The sequence below is a fragment of the Picosynechococcus sp. PCC 8807 genome, from assembly GCF_001693295.1.
Lineage (GTDB): Bacteria > Cyanobacteriota > Cyanobacteriia > Cyanobacteriales > MRBY01 > MRBY01.
The window spans coordinates 2,943,768-2,960,920 of sequence record NZ_CP016483.1; the positions used below are offsets into that span (position 1 = coordinate 2,943,768).

At 50.7% G+C, this 17,153-nt stretch carries 11 protein-coding genes, 2 tRNA genes and 1 rRNA gene; 4 read left to right on the forward strand and 10 right to left on the reverse strand.

The annotated features are described in order from the left end of the window. Positions 1-152: 152 nt before the first annotated feature. The 4 genes from AWQ24_RS14130 to AWQ24_RS14145 all read right to left on the reverse strand — a co-directional run bounded on the left by AWQ24_RS14130 (position 153) and on the right by AWQ24_RS14145 (position 4,114). Positions 153-228: transfer RNA gene (locus tag AWQ24_RS14130), tRNA-Ala, on the reverse strand. 39 nt (positions 229-267) lie between these two features. Next, a tRNA-Ile gene (locus tag AWQ24_RS14135) sits at positions 268-341 on the reverse strand. Between the two features lie 121 nt (positions 342-462). After that, positions 463-1,951 (reverse strand): 16S ribosomal RNA (locus AWQ24_RS14140). A 411-nt stretch (positions 1,952-2,362) separates the two neighbouring features. Next, positions 2,363-4,114 carry an ABC transporter ATP-binding protein gene (locus tag AWQ24_RS14145; protein ID WP_065717183.1) on the reverse strand — a complete coding sequence of 584 codons (1,752 nt, stop codon included), beginning with the start codon at positions 4,112-4,114 and terminating at the stop codon, positions 2,363-2,365. Between the two features lie 140 nt (positions 4,115-4,254). Here AWQ24_RS14145 and AWQ24_RS14150 point away from each other — a divergent pair, with 140 nt between their 5' ends. Continuing rightward, positions 4,255-5,394, forward strand: a complete 1,140-nt coding sequence (locus AWQ24_RS14150) for an anhydro-N-acetylmuramic acid kinase (RefSeq protein ID WP_065717401.1) — start codon at positions 4,255-4,257, stop codon at positions 5,392-5,394. On the opposite strand, the gene AWQ24_RS14155 is transcribed toward AWQ24_RS14150, so the two are convergent. Next, on the reverse strand, positions 5,388-6,305 hold the full coding sequence (locus AWQ24_RS14155; protein WP_065717184.1) for a histone deacetylase: 918 nt from the start codon (positions 6,303-6,305) through the stop codon (positions 5,388-5,390). The two genes, AWQ24_RS14150 and AWQ24_RS14155, sit on opposite strands and share 7 nt — an antisense overlap. A 40-nt stretch (positions 6,306-6,345) precedes the next feature. Here AWQ24_RS14155 and AWQ24_RS14160 point away from each other — a divergent pair, with 40 nt between their 5' ends. Next, a complete protein-coding gene (locus AWQ24_RS14160) occupies positions 6,346-6,681 on the forward strand; it encodes a hypothetical protein (protein ID WP_065717185.1) in 336 nt (111 codons plus the stop codon). Between the two features lie 124 nt (positions 6,682-6,805). On the opposite strand, the gene ftsY is transcribed toward AWQ24_RS14160, so the two are convergent. Next, positions 6,806-8,413 carry a signal recognition particle-docking protein FtsY gene (gene ftsY / locus AWQ24_RS14165; RefSeq protein ID WP_198161486.1) on the reverse strand — a complete coding sequence of 536 codons (1,608 nt, stop codon included), beginning with the start codon at positions 8,411-8,413 and terminating at the stop codon, positions 6,806-6,808. Positions 8,414-8,592: 179 nt separating this feature from the next. On the opposite strand from ftsY, the gene AWQ24_RS14170 reads away from it, so the two are divergent. After that, complete coding sequence (locus AWQ24_RS14170) at positions 8,593-9,375, forward strand: photosystem II S4 domain protein (protein WP_065717403.1); 783 nt, start codon at positions 8,593-8,595, stop codon at positions 9,373-9,375. On the opposite strand, the gene AWQ24_RS14175 is transcribed toward AWQ24_RS14170, so the two are convergent. The 3 genes from AWQ24_RS14175 to AWQ24_RS14185 all read right to left on the reverse strand — a co-directional run bounded on the left by AWQ24_RS14175 (position 9,372) and on the right by AWQ24_RS14185 (position 15,162). Continuing rightward, entirely contained in the window at positions 9,372-10,805 is a 1,434-nt protein-coding gene (locus AWQ24_RS14175) for an FAD-binding domain-containing protein (RefSeq protein ID WP_065717186.1), read from the reverse strand. The genes AWQ24_RS14170 and AWQ24_RS14175 overlap by 4 nt on opposite strands. A 114-nt stretch (positions 10,806-10,919) precedes the next feature. Next, the gene (gene ilvB, locus AWQ24_RS14180; RefSeq protein ID WP_065717187.1) at positions 10,920-12,695 is read right to left on the reverse strand and encodes a biosynthetic-type acetolactate synthase large subunit; all 1,776 of its coding nucleotides are present in this window, start codon (positions 12,693-12,695) and stop codon (positions 10,920-10,922) included. A 349-nt stretch (positions 12,696-13,044) separates the two neighbouring features. Then, positions 13,045-15,162: a hypothetical protein gene (locus AWQ24_RS14185; protein ID WP_232318830.1), complete on the reverse strand. Its 2,118-nt coding sequence runs from the start codon at positions 15,160-15,162 to the stop codon at positions 13,045-13,047. 153 nt (positions 15,163-15,315) lie between these two features. Here AWQ24_RS14185 and AWQ24_RS14190 point away from each other — a divergent pair, with 153 nt between their 5' ends. Further along, the gene (locus AWQ24_RS14190; RefSeq protein WP_065717188.1) at positions 15,316-16,605 is read left to right on the forward strand and encodes a proton extrusion protein PcxA; all 1,290 of its coding nucleotides are present in this window, start codon (positions 15,316-15,318) and stop codon (positions 16,603-16,605) included. Between the two features lie 221 nt (positions 16,606-16,826). Here AWQ24_RS14190 and AWQ24_RS14195 read toward each other — a convergent pair whose 3' ends face one another. Next, entirely contained in the window at positions 16,827-17,117 is a 291-nt protein-coding gene (locus AWQ24_RS14195) for a hypothetical protein (RefSeq protein ID WP_065717189.1), read from the reverse strand. Between the last annotated feature and the right edge of the window lie 36 nt (positions 17,118-17,153).

Sequence of the window (17,153 nt, forward strand, 5' to 3'; positions counted from 1 at the left end):
TCCTACCTAGCTATTATTTCGACTATCTAATATTCTTTTGTGCAGTTTTCAAGGTGCTTTGCTGAAATCTCTTTCAGCATTCAACAACATCTTTCGTCTTTTTTTTTAGACTATGGTGCTGATGCTGAGTTCGTTTCATTATTTCGTGGTTTTGGTGGAGGTAAGCGGACTCGAACCGCTGACATCCTGCTTGCAAAGCAGGCGCTCTACCAACTGAGCTATACCCCCATTGATATCAACAATTGATGATTATCAACGGTTGATAAGTGGGCCATCCTGGACTTGAACCAGGGACCTCACCCTTATCAGGGGTGCGCTCTAACCACCTGAGCTAATAGCCCATGTCCACGAACCTAAATTTGAAAGTGACTCCCGTTTCTCCCCCTCGCACGACCTTCGAGATGACCTTACTGCGTTCTATTTGCTGATTGCTTTCAAACTTCAGTAGGTTAGGTCTCCCTAAAAGGAGGTGATCCAGCCACACCTTCCGGTACGGCTACCTTGTTACGACTTCACCCCAGTCACTAGCACTGCCTTCGGCGCCCTCCTCCGCGAACGGTTAGAGTAACGACTTCGGGCGTTGCCAGCTTCCATGGTGTGACGGGCGGTGTGTACAAGGCCCGGGAACGGATTCACCGCAGTATGCTGACCTGCGATTACTAGCGATTCCTCCTTCATGCAGGCGAGTTGCAGCCTGCAATCTGAACTGAGGCCGGGTTTGATGAGATTCGCTTGCCCTCGCGGGGTTGCTGCCCTTTGTCCCGACCATTGTAGTACGTGTGTAGCCCAAAATGTAAGGGGCATGATGACTTGACGTCATCCCCACCTTCCTCCGAGTTGTCCCCGGCAGTCTCCCTAGAGTGCCCAACTTAATGCTGGCAACTAAGGACGAGGGTTGCGCTCGTTGCGGGACTTAACCCAACATCTCACGACACGAGCTGACGACAGCCATGCACCACCTGTCTCCGTGCTCCCGAAGGCACTCTCGCATCTCTGCAAGATTCACGGGATGTCAAATCTTGGTAAGGTTCTTCGCGTTGCATCGAATTAAACCACATACTCCACCGCTTGTGCGGGCCCCCGTCAATTCCTTTGAGTTTCACACTTGCGTGCGTACTCCCCAGGCGGGATACTTAACGCGTTAGCTTCGGCACTGTCCGGGTCGATACAGACAACGCCTAGTATCCATCGTTTACGGCTAAGACTACAGGGGTATCTAATCCCTTTCGCTACCTTAGCTTTCGTCCCTCAGTGTCAGTTACGGTCCAGTAGAGCGCTTTCGCCACCGGTGTTCTTCCCAATATCTACGCATTTCACCGCTACACTGGGAATTCCCTCTACCCCTACCGTACTCAAGTCACACAGTTTCCACCGCCGATCCACAGTTGAGCTGTGGGCTTTGACAGCAGACTTGCATGACCACCTACGGACTCTTTACGCCCAATAATTCCGGATAACGCTTGCACCCTCCGTATTACCGCGGCTGCTGGCACGGAGTTAGCCGGTGCTTATTCCTCAGGTACCGTCAATATTCTTCCCTGAGAAAAGAGGTTTACAATCCAAAGACCTTCCTCCCTCACGCGGTATTGCTCCGTCAGGCTTTCGCCCATTGCGGAAAATTCCCCACTGCTGCCTCCCGTAGGAGTCTGGGCCGTGTCTCAGTCCCAGTGTGGCTGCTCATCCTCTCAGACCAGCTACTGATCGTCGCCTTGGTGGTCCCTTACACCACCAACTAGCTAATCAGACGCGAGCTCATCTTCAGGCCAAAAAAGATTTCACCTCTCGGCATATCGGGTATTAGCAGTCGTTTCCAACTGTTGTCCCCGTCCTGAAGGCAGATTCTCACGCGTTACTCACCCGTCCGCCACTAAGCCCGAAGGCTTCGTTCGACTTGCATGTGTTAGGCATACCGCCAGCGTTCATCCTGAGCCAGGATCAAACTCTCCATATTAGACTTTTTACTCATTCCTTAGAATTTTCATTTGTCTTTAGCAAGAGATGTTTTTTAAGGCTCTCTTTATCCTTAACTAAAACTAAGCTCCTTGGTATCGATTGTTTCAATCTCAACCAGCTCACTTGTTATAATCTTGTTTAAAACAAGGGGGCGGATAGTCACTTTCAAATTCTATTCTTTTGTCTCGGTTCGGGGCGGCGGTTCAGTGCGTCTCTCTCAACCGCGCTTAACTATATTAACCACACAACCTGGAGATGTCAACACCTTTTTCCAATCTTTTTTCGCTATTTGGATGAAAAATCCCTGGAATGCACTCAGGACAAGGGGTTTGGTGGCTGGAAAAATTTGGGATTTTAAGTTCTTAAGCCCCTCAATCTGGATTTGACAACCACGTTCTATTCCTCTCGATTAGGTGAGGATTTCAGCGAGTTGGTTTTGCTCCCAGAGTTGTTTGTATAGTCCGTCTTGGTTAATTAGCTCTTCGTGAATGCCTGTTTGGACGATTTTGCCGTGATCCATGACGAAAATACGATCGCCTTTGGCGGCGGCGGAGAGTTGGTGAGTGATAAAGATGACGGTTTTGTTTTGTGGGGATTGGGAGAGGTAGTCGAGAATTTCGGTGGCTGTTTTGTTATCGACGCTAGATAGAGCATCATCGAGGATGAGGACAGGGGCATCAATCATGAACGCGCGGGCCAAGGAGCTACGCTGGCGTTGTCCACCGGAAAGGGTGATGCCGCGTTCACCGACAAGGGTGTTGTATTGCCTTGGGAAGTTCAGAATTTCGTGGTGAATTTGGGCCTGTTGAGCGGAAGATTCAATTTCGGGTTGGTCGCTACCGGGTAAACCATAGGCGATGTTGTCGCGGATTTGGCTGCTGAAGAGAAAACTTTCTTGGGGAACATAGGCGATCGCCTGACGTAAATCTTGGAGACGAATATCAGTGAGATCTTGCCCATCGAGGAATAATTGACCGGATTCAATATCAATCAAGCGCGGCAGAGCATTGGCTAGGGTCGATTTCCCTGCCCCAATAGACCCCACAATGGCAATAATTTCACCGGGGTTAATGGTGAAATTGAGATCATCTAGGGCTGGACGATTGTCACCGGGGTAAGTAAAAGAAAGATGCTTGGCAATAATTTGGCCTTCGACCTGGTGACGATCCAAGGGATGAGCAGTGGTGCGGTCTTGGATGAGGGGTTGATTGTCGAGGATGGCTTCAATGCGATCAATACTCACCTCACCCCGTTGATAGGACGTAATCGTAAAACCCAATAAAGCTGTGGGTACAACCAAGCGTTCTACCAATAAGATGAGGGCGATAAAGTTCCCCACCGTCAGTTCATCAGCGGTAATGGCCCTCGTCCCAAAGATCAGCAGGATCAATAGGCTGATATAGGAAATTCCTTCAATAATTGGAAAGAGGAGATTCCGAATCCGGGCGAGGCCAAGATTGGCTTGTAATAACTTTTGATTTTGCTTGTCAAAGGCTTGGCGTTCGTTGGCTTCCTGGGCATAGATTTTGATCAAAGAAATGCCACTCATGTCTTCTTGGATCAATTGACTGAGTTCTGAAAGCTCCTCTTGGACTTCTTTTTGTTCGTCCCGCAACCGACCACTAAACAGTTGTACCGTGAGTAGCATGGCTGGATAAACGGCGATCGCCATCACGCTAAGCTTGCCATGGAGCGACAACATTACCGGTAAAGTCATCGCATAAGCGAACACCGTATTGGCTAGACTAAGCACGGAAAAACCCAGGAGACGCCGCACATTATCCACATCACTGGTGGCCCGGTTGATTAAATCTCCGGAGGATTGACTGGCAAAATATGCGGGCTCTAGGGTGAGGAGATGTTGGAAAATTTTTTGCTTTAGATCAAACTCCACTTGCCGACCCACACCGAAAATCGCCACGCGGGAGAGCATCCGGATGCCCCACATGACTGAGGCGAGGAGCAACATTAACAAAACAGCACGGGTTAAATTGCCTAAACCGACATCTGTTTGGAGCGAATCTACTGTATTACTGAGGATAATCGGCAGATAAACGCCCAGGCCATTAACGAGAATAAGGGCGCCAATCCCCAGCCAAATGTCCCGTTGATAGGGTTTGAGGTAGGCCAGAAGTCGGCGCAAGCGAGAGGAAGCAGCCATAGCAGGTGTGTGATTCTAAAACATGGACAATTCTTCTATTGTGACGGATCGATTCCAACGCTTCATGGAAATGGAGAATTTCTGCATCTCAAAGGTTGGGTAATAATAAAGTGGCGATCGCCTTTTGGGGAAAAAAATTTATGCGGGTAATTGGTTTAATGAGTGGCACTTCGGTAGATGGCATTGATGCGGCTCTGGTGGAGATTCAGGGGGAAGCTGACGCCATCGAGATTGAATTACTCGGCTTTACGACCTATTCCTACGCGCCCCCACTCCGGGAAAAAATCCTCGCCGTTTGTGCCGGAGAAAAATTCAGTGCCTTTGAATTCGCCGCCCTCGATGACGAAATTGCCCACAGTTTTGCCACTGCGGCGAGGCAACTCCAGGAACGTTACGGCAAAGCCGAATTAATCGGCTCCCACGGACAAACTATTTTCCATCGTCCCCCCAACGACAACTTGGGTTTGAGTTGGCAACTGGGTCGTGGTGAGGCGATCGCCCAACAAACCAAACTTAAAACCGTCAGTAATTTTCGTCGGGCCGATCTTGCCGCCGGAGGACAGGGCGCACCACTTGTGCCGAAGGTTGATGCTTACCTTCTAGCTGACCCAACAAAACACCGCTGTATTCAAAACCTGGGGGGCATTGGTAATGTCACCTATTTGCCGCCAAAAAACCAGACCAATTGGGAAAATTACGTGATCGGTTGGGATACTGGCCCCGGTAACGTGCTGTTAGATTTAGCAATTCAAAAGTTAACCAACGGTGCCCAAGCCTACGATCAAGATGGCATTTGGGCATCCCAGGGGACCCCCCATTTAGATTTGGTAGAGCGCTGGCTAGGGGATCCTTTTATTGAGCAATTGCCGCCCAAGTCCACGGGTCGGGAATATTTTGGTGTCGATTTCCTCGAAAAATGCTGGCGTGACGCCCAGGATCTCCAACTCTCAGAAGCGGATTGGTTGGCGAGTTTGACAGAATTTACAGCTTTAACGGTACAGCGAAACTATGAACTCTTTTTACCGCAACTGCCCGATGAAATTTTCCTTTGTGGAGGTGGATGTCGAAATAGTTATCTCAGAGAACGCTTACAGGCCGCCTTCGGAAATCAGATTCCCGTCAGAAGCACCGATGACCTGGGCTTAAACCATGATGCAAAAGAGGCGATCGCCTTTGCAGTACTAGCCTACTGGCGCGTTCAGGAATTTCCGGGAAATCTGCCGAAGGTGACGGGGGCGCAATGTCCGGTTCTGCTGGGAGAAATTCATCGTCCTTACTGAACAAAGGGTTCAAGGGTGGCCACCACCGATTCTGCCAAGGTTTGGAGATGATAGCCCCCTTCCAGGGCGAACAGGATTGGACAAGGTAACTGCTGGCAAAATTCGCTAAAGACTTTGTAATCCTGGGGTTGGAGATTCATTCCTGCTAAGGGATCTTTCGCAGTGGCATCGTAGCCCGCACTGACAATTAATAGATCCGGCTGAAACTTTTGCAAGTAAGGTAAAATCACGTCCTGGAACTTTTGGGTATAGATCCTTTGATCTGCACCTGGTTTGAGGGGAATATTTAAAATATTTTGGTGGCGACCGTGATGGTGGGCCTGGCCAGTGCCGGGATAAGCCGGATCCTGATGGAGAGAACAATAGACAATCTGGGGATTTTCCTCGACTAAATATTCTGTGCCGTTGCCGTGGTGGACATCCCAATCGAGGATCGCCACTTTTTTAACCCCCGCTAAACTCAAAGCATAGTGGGCGGCGATCGCCACATTTCCCAGCAGACAAAATCCCATTCCAGTGCTGCGGGTGGCGTGATGGCCAGGGGGCCGCACCAAGGTAAAAACAGGCTCCTTTGTCTGAAGCGCTAAATCGACCCCATCCAAACAGGCATTCACTGCCAAAAGCGCCACATTAAAACTTTGGGGTGAAACAGGAGTATCCGGATCCCAATAGCCACCGCCAGATTCTGCCAATTTTTGCAGTTCTTTCAAATAGTAGTCGTCATGCAATTGGCGCACCCAGGGCAAAGGATCTCGAAAGGCGATCGCCGTGGGTTCGTGCCACTGAATTTGGTTCGCCCAGGGGACTGTTTTCAGGGCTTGGGCGATCGCCGTTAACCGTCGCGGACTTTCTGGGTGGGAGCGCCCCGTGTCATGGTCAAGAAATTGATCAGAATAAATCAGATGAATCATGGTATTCGCTACACTAAAGCATTGTTAGGAACAAAAAACAATGAAATTTCTCGGTAAATTAATCGGCCTTGGCTTGATTCTTTTGGGCATTTATTTTCTGGGTAAAAATATCTTTTTTACAACTGGTGGTTATGGCTGGCGGGGAGTCGCGGCTGATCTAGCCGTCATGACCCTGGCTGGTGGTGTCGTTTCCCTCTTCACCCTCCCAGAAAACAACCGTACATTGGGTTGGATTTTAATTGGGGCCTCAATTCTTTTGATTTTTGCAGGGGGACGCGCGATTCTCACCCCTGTCAGTCTCTGGCAACTCTTTATTTCTCTTGCCTCCATGACCTCCGGTTACCAACTGCTGCGCACTGGCCGAATTAACCTTTAGCATACTGGGATTTTTCATCTGCCTAAATCCTTTGTGACAAAAGCTAAGGATTCTACAAGCCACAAAAAAAGGCGGTTGCTTAGTGCAAATAGCCGCCTCTCAAGATTTTTGATTTTACTGGAGTCTAGCCATCTAGCAGCGCTTCAACAAATTCATAACTAGAGAAGGGCCGGAGATCTTCAATCCCTTCCCCAGCGCCGATAAAGCGAATTGGTAAACCGAGTTGTTGGCTCACCGCTAGAGCAACACCGCCCCGGGCCGTACCATCTAATTTTGTCAGGACAACACCACTGAGTTTTGCGGCTTCCGAGAAAACTTGGGCTTGCCGTAGACCATTTTGGCCGAGGGTTGCATCTAGGACTAAGAGGGATTCCACCTGGGCATCGGGAGCTTTTTTATCGACAATCCGCCGGATTTTCGCCAGTTCATCCATCAAGTTTTTCTTATTTTGTAAGCGGCCAGCCGTATCCACCAGCAAAATTTGTGCCTGCCGTGCTTGGGCGGCGGTAATACCATCAAAAACTACCGCTGCGGGATCAGTATTTTTACCAGGGTTGGCGATTACAGGAGTGTCAGTTCTTTCGCCCCAGACTTTTACCTGTTCGACGGCAGCGGCCCGGAAGGTATCGGCAGCAGCAATGACGCAGCGATAACCCGATTGGTTAGCAAGGTGAGCCAGTTTACCGATGGTGGTGGTTTTCCCGGCACCGTTGACACCAGTGAGCATCCAGACATTGAGCTTGTCGGCTTCGGGAGCAAAGTCGGTGTTGGGTAGTTTCGCTAGGGGTTTGTCGAGGATGTCCCGCAGGATTTCTTTGAGGTAGGCGATCGCCGCTTCGGGGGGGAGGGCTTCCTGGCGGAGTCTTTCCTGGAGGGTTTCGATAATGTAATCAGTAGCTTCAATACCGACATCAGCCTGGAGTAAGAGCGATTCAATTTCTAATACGGCTTCGTCATTGAGCGGCCCTTGACCCACTACAGCCTTGAGTTGATTGACCAAGCTGCGGCGGGTTTTACCGAGACCATCCCGGAGTTTTTTAAGCCATTCAATTTCTTCGAGGGAAATATCACTGGCATCACGGCCTTGATCAGCAAGCACCTTGGCAGACCAGAGGAAATTTTCGTCAAACTCTAGTCCTTCCGTATCGATCGCCGTTTCTTTGAGCTTTTCGAGGCCGTCGGACTTTTGCATCCAAGCGGGTGTTGCTGGGGTAGTTTCCGGTTCTGGTTCCGCTACTGTCCCGCTATCTGGGGCACTCTCTACTTCGGCAGCAATTACTTCCGGCTCTGGTTCTGGAGCAACGGGCGCAACGGTTGCGGTGGCTTCAACCTCGGTTGGCTCACTATCTGGTTCTGGGGGAACTGCTTCTGCTGGGGCTTCCGGTTGAGGAACGATTTCTTCAATGGTTTCTGGAGCTTCTGCCGTTGGTTCGGGGGCTGGTGTTTCTGGTTCAGTTTCAGCAGGCGTTGATTCTAGTTCTGGTTCCTGGGGTTCTGTGGCTTCCGGTTGAGGGGTCTCAGTTGTTTCAATACCCTTTTTTTCTTGGATATTTTTGTAAGCGGATTTCGCCCAGTTTAGGTAGTCAATTTCTGGGGTTGATGGCGTCTCAGGTTCGGGGGCAGCAGCTTCCTCTGGGGGGGATTCTGGCACCTGTTTTTCTGTAACGGTTGGTTCAGAGGTGTCTTGGGATTTGTCAGTTGTCTTGCGCCGAAACCAATCAAAGATAGCCACAGAAATTCCTAGGAGAGTAAATGAACTGTTTTCATTATTATGGCTTGATTGGGGTTTGTAAACGGAGGGTTTCCCGACCGTTTAGGCATTGGCGACGGGGTGGTTTGGTATGATCGAGCGATGGTGCTTTTCCACTAGAAATTCTATTTTGTTATTTGGCGATCGCCTTTTCCCAGCCTATGAATTTACCGAAGGATGATTTGCTCAAGGGCGTTGAAAACCGTGCAGAACTCAGTCGGATCCTCGACCAAGCGGATCAGGCGATTCGCACTTGGGAAATTGTCCAGACGGATTTTCTCTCGCCGCCGGTGCTCTACGAAGCCTTAGAAATTTTTGGCAAGCTCACGGAAGTCCAGGTTGTCCATGGGGGCGGCTACCCCCAAGCGGAACGGCAACGGTTGGCGATCGCCCGCGAAGAAATTCCCCTCGATGCCAGCCATGTAGAAATTGCCGCCTTGGACATTGCCGGTAATTTTTTGTTTGATACGGCGACCCACCGGGATTTCCTGGGTTCGCTCCTCGGTACTGGGCTCGTGCGGGACAAAGTTGGTGACATTCTCGTCTTAGGCGATCGCGGTGCCCAGGCTTTGGTCATTCCGGAACTCGTGCCCTTTTTAGAAACATCCCTAGTGCAGGTGCGCTCCGTACCAGTGAAAACGCGGCCGATTCCCCTCGAAGAATTAAAAGTACGCCCCCCGAAAAAGAAAGAACTCACTACCGTCGAAGCGTCCCTCCGTTTGGATGCCATTGGTTCGGCTGGTTTAGGGATGTCCCGGGCAAAAATGGCCGAGGCGATCGCCGGCGGAAATGTGCGGGTCAATTGGAAAACCATTACCCAAAGCAGCTACAACGTCAAAGCGGGCGATCTGATTTCCCTCAGGGGCAAAGGCCGCGTCGAAGTTGGCGAGATCAACATGACTAAAAAAGAACGTTATCGCGTTAATCTCACCCGTTTTGTTTAGGCCTTGTCTTTGACTAATTTGTAGAGCCGCTTAAATTCCCGCTGGCGTACCCGGTGTTCCACAATCGGCTCTGGGTAATCATGCTGCTGACAGAGTAAACGGGGAATTTGGCCCGTGAGTAAAACCTGGGTATCCAAACTGCTGAGCTCTGGCAACCAGTGGCGAATGTAGTCTGCTTCGGGGTCAAATTTTTGAGCTTGGGTATAAGGGTTAAAAATTCGCAGGGGTTTAGGATCCATGCCGCTGGAAGCACTCCACTGCCAACCGCCATTATTCGCCGCAAGATCACCATCAACGAGGGTTTGCATGAAATATTTTTCGCCCCAACGCCAATCGATAATCAAATCCTTGGTGAGAAAACTGGCAACAATCATCCGACAGCGGTTGTGCATCCAGCCCGTTTCATTGAGTTGGCGCATCGCTGCATCAATAATCGGATAGCCCGTTTGACCAGCGCACCAAGCTTGAAATTTCTGCTCGTCATTTTCCCAGGGAAAGTCTTTAAACTCTTCTCGGTATGGCCCCTGGGCAAGCTCCGGAAAGAAAAAGAGACAGTGTTGATAAAATTCTCGCCAGGCTAATTCCTGCTGCCAGGTGGTGACGCCAGCTTCTGCTTCTTTACTGCGGCAATGTTTTAGGGCCGTTTCTGTGGCTTGCCAGACCGTCCGAATGCCGATCGCCCCAAATTTCAACGCGGCACTGAGGCAAGAGGTACCATCGATCGCCGGGAAGTTGCGATCGCCATCATATTTCTCAATAAAATTTTCCGTAAAACGAGTGAGTTTCTCCAGGCTGGCAGCTTCCCCCACAGGCACGGTAAATGGTTTATCCCAACTGAAGCCCAGATCAGCCAAACTCGGTAAGGCGATCGCCCCTAGGTCTTTCGCTGATTTCTGTTCTGCATCACTCAGTCCTTGGCAATCTTTGAGGGCAGTAACGGGGACGGCTTTGGGCTTTTGTGACCAGTTTTTCCAGAACGGCGAATACACGCTATAGGGCTTTTTCGACTGGGTGAAGACTTTCCCCGGGGCATGGAGAAGCTGATCCCAAAAGGTTTCTACCTTGGCTCCCACCTCACGCAAGGCGATCGCCATCTGGTGATCCCGCTGTTGGGCATAGGGTTCCACGTCCAGATTCCAGTAGACCGTATGGACTTTGAGAGATTCTGCAACTTTGGGCAAGACCTCTAAGGGATTCCCCTGGAAAATCAGTAGTTGACTGCCCGCTTTTTGGTAATTTTCTGCCAATTCTGCCAGGCACGCTAACAGATATTTCACCCGCGCTGGAGCCACATCTTCTTTTTCTAAAATGGCCGGATCGAGGCAGAAAATGCCGACCACCTTGGCCGACTGTTGCCGTGCTTCTGCCAAGGCAACATTATCCTGTAGCCGCAAATCTCGCCGATGCCAATGTAAAACCAGTTCAGCCATTCTTAAAAAATTGCCCCATTCGCTGCGGCTTATATCCTAATCGAGCCACAAAAAAGGAGCAAGGCAAAGCCCGACTCCTGGCATTTATCTCTTTATTATTTCACTGGGAAAAAATTATTCAGCCTTTCCAGAGGACTCTTGTAAACCCATCATGTGGGCGTTGCTCTTGCCGGGGATGACCATCGGATAACAGTTTTCGTCTTTTTTCACCCGCACGTCCAACAATACAGGGCCATCATGGGCCAACATTTCGGCGATCGCCCCCGACAGATCATCCGGATGATCCACCACCATGCCCTTCACTCCGAAGGCTTGGGCGAGTAGCTCAAAGTTCGGCATCCCCGCTTCCATATTGGAGGAAGAATAGCGCTGACCGTAGAAGTTCTGCTGCCACTGGCGCACCATCCCCTGCCAGCCGTTGTTTAGGATCACCGTCTTTACTTTAATTTGATATTGGGCCAGGGTTGCCAGCTCCTGTAAACACATCTGGAAGCTCGCATCGCCACTGATACAAATCACCTCTTCGTCGGCGATCGCCACCTTTGCTCCTAGAGCCGCCGGGAGACCAAAGCCCATAGTGCCCAAGCCCGCACTAGAAATCCAGCGGCGGGGACCATTCTTCAAGAACTGAGCCGCCCACATCTGGTGTTGACCCACATCCGTCGTGTAGTAGGCATGGGGAGCCTGGCGGTCTAACTCCACAATCACCGACTGGGGCGAGATCGAATCCGCAAAGCGAGGCGCGACCAAAGGATGTTTTTCTTTCCAACCTTGAATTTTATTGAGCCATTCTTCCGTGGGCTTATTACCGAGGGGTAAACCCTTGCCGCCTAGCTGTTGCAACATTTCAATCAACACATGGCGCACATCACCAACAATGGCGACTTCCGGTAAACGATTTTTACCCACCTCAGCGGGATCGATATCGATGTGAATCACCTTCGCTTCCGAGGCAAACTCGTCTAATTTGCCAGTCACCCGGTCATCGAAACGGGCACCCACCGCAATCAAAAGATCACATTCACTCACGGCGAAATTAGCATAGGCCGAACCATGCATCCCTAACATCCCCACGGAGAGGGGATTATGTTCATCAAAAGCGCCCAAGCCCATCAGGGTTGTAGTCACCGGAATTTGGAACTGTTCAGCTAATTCTTTAATTTCTGCGTGGGCACCAGAGGTAATGGCACCGCCCCCGACGTAAAGCAATGGCTTGCGGGATTCAGAAATTAGACGTACCGCTTCCCCAATTTTGGAGGTATCTCCTTCGGTGCGGGGTTTGTAACCAGGGATATCCACATCACCGGGTTCAACGGGCACATACTCACATAGTTCCAGACCGACATCCTTGGGGACATCCACTAATACAGGGCCGGGCCGACCCGTGCTTGCAATGTAAAAGGCTTCGGCAACGATCCGGGCCATATCCTTCGGATCCCGCACTACGTAGGAATGTTTCACTACGGGTAGGGTAATGCCAAAAATATCTGTCTCCTGGAAGGCATCTGTACCGATCGCCGCGCGGGTGACTTGGCCTGTAATCACTACCATGGGGATTGAGTCCATATGGGCTGTGGCAATCCCTGTGACGAGGTTTGTTGCCCCAGGGCCAGAGGTACCAAAACAAACCCCCACTTTGCCAGTCGCGCGGGCATAGCCATCGGCGGCATGGGAAGCTCCCTGTTCGTGGCGCACAAGGATGTGCTTAATTTCTCCCCGTTCTTCCACTGGGTGTAGGGCATCGTAGATGGGCAGGATCGCACCACCGGGATAGCCAAAAATGTATTCGACACCATGGTGCTTGAGGCTATCGATCAAAATGTATGCACCGGAACGAACCTCTGAACGGACAGCAGTCTCAGTTGCTGCGGGGGAAGTTGTTGAAACCACGGGAGTTACCTAAGGAATAACTTAAAGGACGAAGAATACACCAGAAATAAGATCTCTGCTTCCCTATAATTTTTTCCGATAGGGGGATAGATTATTTTGGCGTTTTGTTGTATTGAAGCCTACATTTTAAAAGAATTCATGCAGACTGTCGAGATACTGTATCATAGGCTGCTTTTAACTTAGATCAGCTTATTTTTGAGAAGCAATCCCCTGTAAAGGGTTTGTTACATGGATGTCAGCGAACAATCATGAATGACACCCCTCTAACTCCCCTATGAGGGGAGAATGGCACCCTCCGGCCTGGCGGCCACCTCCCTCAAGGGAGGATCTTTCGTGGGTCTTTTCCGGCCTAGCGGCCACCTCCCTCAAGGGAGGATTGGAGGCATTCTTGGGTGGCTTGGATGAGGGGATAGAGGGGGCCAAGCTGTTCACTGCCATTGGTGCCAAAATCACTGTGGCACAGATAAATTTGGGTATCAGCGCGGGCCAAGAGGTCTTGGATAATATCCTGGAGCCGTTGGCGATCGCCTTGTTGTTCTATTGCCAGAGACCAAGGCTCCCCTTGCCAACTGCGTTGAAAAACGCCATAGCCAAACAGGGTTGCGGCACCACCTTTTTCCCAGAGACGTGATCCCGCATCTAGCCAAAACTGATAGGAGTGGTGACGACGGGCGGAGCGATATTGAAAGATGGTGGCGAGGGTAATGGAATTGGGGAGTTGGTGGTTAAAGTTGTACTGGGGGCGCGGATTGGCGGTAATGGTTTCTGCTTGGATTAGTTGCAGCAGGTCAGCAAGCTGGGCTGCCGTTGTGTCTGGGCTCCCTATGCGATCGCCACATTGCCAAAAGTGCTGGGCTGTCTCGCTGAGTTCCCGCAGAGTCGCCAGTTGGCCGTAGCTGGGGGCCAGTTTTTGGAGGTAAAAGGTTTGGATTGCCTGGTTCAGGGTCTGCAAAATGCCCTGGGGGGTGACATTATGAGTGGCTTGGGTTTGCTCGATCCACTGGCGGATTGCTTCGTAGGCCTGGGTGGTTTGATAACCGAGGCGATCGCCCCTGGGCATCGTCGTTGCGGGGAGCAATTGGGGCCGCTCCGGGTCGGGCTGGAAACAATAATCCACCAAGAGGCCAGCCCGCACAGGATCAATTAATGGCTTTTCGCTAGCGGTCTGGGATAGCATCATGAGCATTTCCGCCACAGCTTGGCTTTGGATTAGCCGTCCACTGCCCGGATAAATTAACGCCAACAAAGTCAGCAGCGATCGCCCCCAGGGAGAACTTGCAATGGGCCGCTGTTCTCGCAGGGGTTCTAGGGAGATTTGGGCAACGGCAAGGCTTTCCATCAAGGTATAGCGGGCCACCTCATCGAGGCCAGGCGCAATAATCGCAATGTCCGCTGGCGCAACCCCCTGGTCTTTCACTAAAAATTGAATTTGTTCACTAACTCGTGTCAGCAGTTGGGCGCGGGCAACCGTTTGAATCGATTGGATGGTGGCGGGTAGTTGTCCCCCAAACCGGGGTTGGGTCACGGTCTTGTGAATTTGCGCTGTGAGGGTCGCCCCCAGGCCCGCAGGTCGTTCTAGGTAAATCACCTCGCACCGTTGCGCCAATTGGCTCCAATAATCAGGATCACCGCTTAAACCGAGGCGAATTCTCCCAACGGGATTTTCTGTAAAGACCCCGGTGCAACCTTGATTTAATAAAATGTCCACTAAATCCTTGGCGATCGCCGGATAATCTTGGCCATCATCGGCAAAAATTGCCCCAAATCGTTGTCCTAGAGACGCTTGGTATTGTTCATTTTTGAGTAAATATTGCCCATAGAGATTGTAAATAACGCCATAGGTAAGAAAACCTCTTTCTAGACACCAGTCCCGCCACTGTTGGATCAGTTTGCCCGCCGTTTCTGTAAATTCCTCTCGGTTTGTCTCTGCGCCAATGGCCACTGTTCCCGTCAGTAAGGATAATTGCCCAGCCATCAGCCGCTGGGAAATCTCTTCTAGGGCAATACCCGCTGCTCCCGCCAACAGCAAAATATCCAACAGCCGTCGCACCAAGCGATTTTGAAACCGTTCATTGGGCAGTAACTCCCAGGTAGCTAGGGTATCGGCCCACAGTTCCCGCGCTAACTTTTGTTCCATCTCTGGCCGCAACCGCAGGGGAAATGGAGGGGCGATCGCCAACTGTTCGCAGATTAATGGGAAAAATAGCTCCACCTCATCGGCCATGAACGCCACTGGGGTTTTACTCACAAAAGGATAGCTGCCGCGAATTTCTTGGTGAATCAAGTCCGCCAGCAGCCGCTGATTTTGATTATTTGCCGCCAAGACCAATAATCCCGGCACCAATACCGCCTGGGGATCCTGCCCTGCCACCCAAGCTTTTAGCCGCGCCACCAATGCCGTCGTTTTCCCAGAGCGCGACTGACCCCGTAACCAAATTGCCCCCATCAGACCACCAAACAATCCCATCTACTTCGATTACAATAACCAACTAACACAAAACCTCCCCAAAATCCTCCCTAGAGGGAGGTGGCCGTCAGGCCGGAGAGTGTCTTCTCCCCTTGAGTGAGGTGCCGCAGGCGGAGGGTGTCTGCCCAGGCCATACAAGCAAATCTAAACCCAATGAATCTAAGCACTTTCATCAAAAAAGCCCGCCGCTGGTTTTACGACACCCCAGACCGTGCCCTGGAGCAAGCCTACCGTGCCGCCCTCAATATCCAGGCCATTGAACTCGAACACTTTGGTGGCAAACCCGTTTCTGGCCACAATGCTGACTACAGCGACAGTGTGATCCGCTATTTCCAAGGGGAGGTGCGCAAACAACTCAAAATTATCGAGGTGCGCCTGCGGGAATTTCGCTCCTTTAATACTGTCGTGCCCGTCTCCGAGGAAACAATCCAAAAAAAAGCGAGCAATATCTACTACCCTGATGCTGCCGACAAGCCGACCCTGATTATCGAGAAACTACGCTTTATTGACGAAATCACCGGACGCTATGGCCGTGGTCTGTCGAAACAATCCGTCGCCCTTGTTCCCCTGAATGGCCCAGAGGCTCCCCAAACCAATGGCGATCGCCCCGACAACAAACCCAAGGTGGAAACGGTATCGGACAAAACTGGTCTCGTGCCCCGCTCCATCATGCGGACATTCTCCCGAATCCAGCGGGAGATCGATCCCAAGTCCAACGAAGCAGAAGCAGAAGTCGTCACAAAATTTCGGCGATCGCGCAACAAAACCGCTGTTTCGATTCGGTTTCTTCTCACCCTCGTCATAGTACCCTTGTTGGTGCATCAGTTGGCGAAAATTGCGATTACGCCTTTCGTGGAAGAGCATTTTTTCACAGAGGCAAGCCCGGCATTGTTTGTAAATTCCGATCTAGAAAATGAAGCCTTTGAAGAATTAGAGCACTACCGAGCAACCTTAGAAATGCGTCAGTTGGTAGGATTGGCACCGGCTCTCACAGAGGCAGAAATCACTGAAAAAATTCAGGAGAAAGCAACAGAAATTGCCCAGGATTATCGCGCCGAAAGTTACAATGCCTACGAAAATATTTTTTCAGATATTTTTAGCTTCTTTGCTTTTGTGGGGATTTTGTTAATTAGCAAACGCGAAATTGCGATGTTAAAGGGCTTTTTAGATGAGATTGTCTATGGCCTTAGTGACTCGGCAAAGGCATTTTTAATTATTTTGTTTACGGATATTTTTGTGGGCTATCACTCCCCCCATGGCTGGGAAATTATCCTCGAAAATGTGGCAAAACATTTTGGTATTGCCGAGAGCCGGGACTTTAATTTCCTTTTTATTGCAACGTTTCCAGTTATTCTTGATACGGTCTTAAAGTATTGGATTTTCCGTTATCTCAATCGTATTTCGCCTTCCGCTGTCGCCACGTACCGCAACATGAACGAGTAAAAAATCCTCCCTTGAGGGAGGTGGTCGAAGACCGGAGGGTGACACTCCCGTTCGGCTGAGCTCACGTCGAAGCCTAACCCCTCTCAAGAGGGGAACAGTTGGCGGGTGTGCTGGCGAGTCCTAAAAATCCTCCCTTGAGGGAGGTGCTGCAGGCGGAGGGTGCCTTCTCCCATTGAGGGGAGTTAGAGGGGTGTCCCTGGAGGGGAGCTAGAGGGGTGCCATCATGCAGACTTTTCCTGGGAACGTTCCGCTTCAAACGTCAAGATCTGCTCCCCTAAAGACTCTACGGTTTCACCCGCAAATAACTCATCTCGCGTCCTTAAAAATGAATTATCAACTAATCCTTCCCCCGTTGCCTCAATCTCTCTTCGCATTTCACTTAAAGCTTGCCACCAAAGTGTAAGCGATGATCGCTCGGGGACAACTTCTAAATAAACAAGTGTCCCGTCGGGCACATCTAATGATTCCAGTAACTCAATTTGCTGACCCCGTTTAATCCCTTTAATCTGCATCCTTAAGTTTTTCTTTTCTCAGTTAGCCCAATTTTA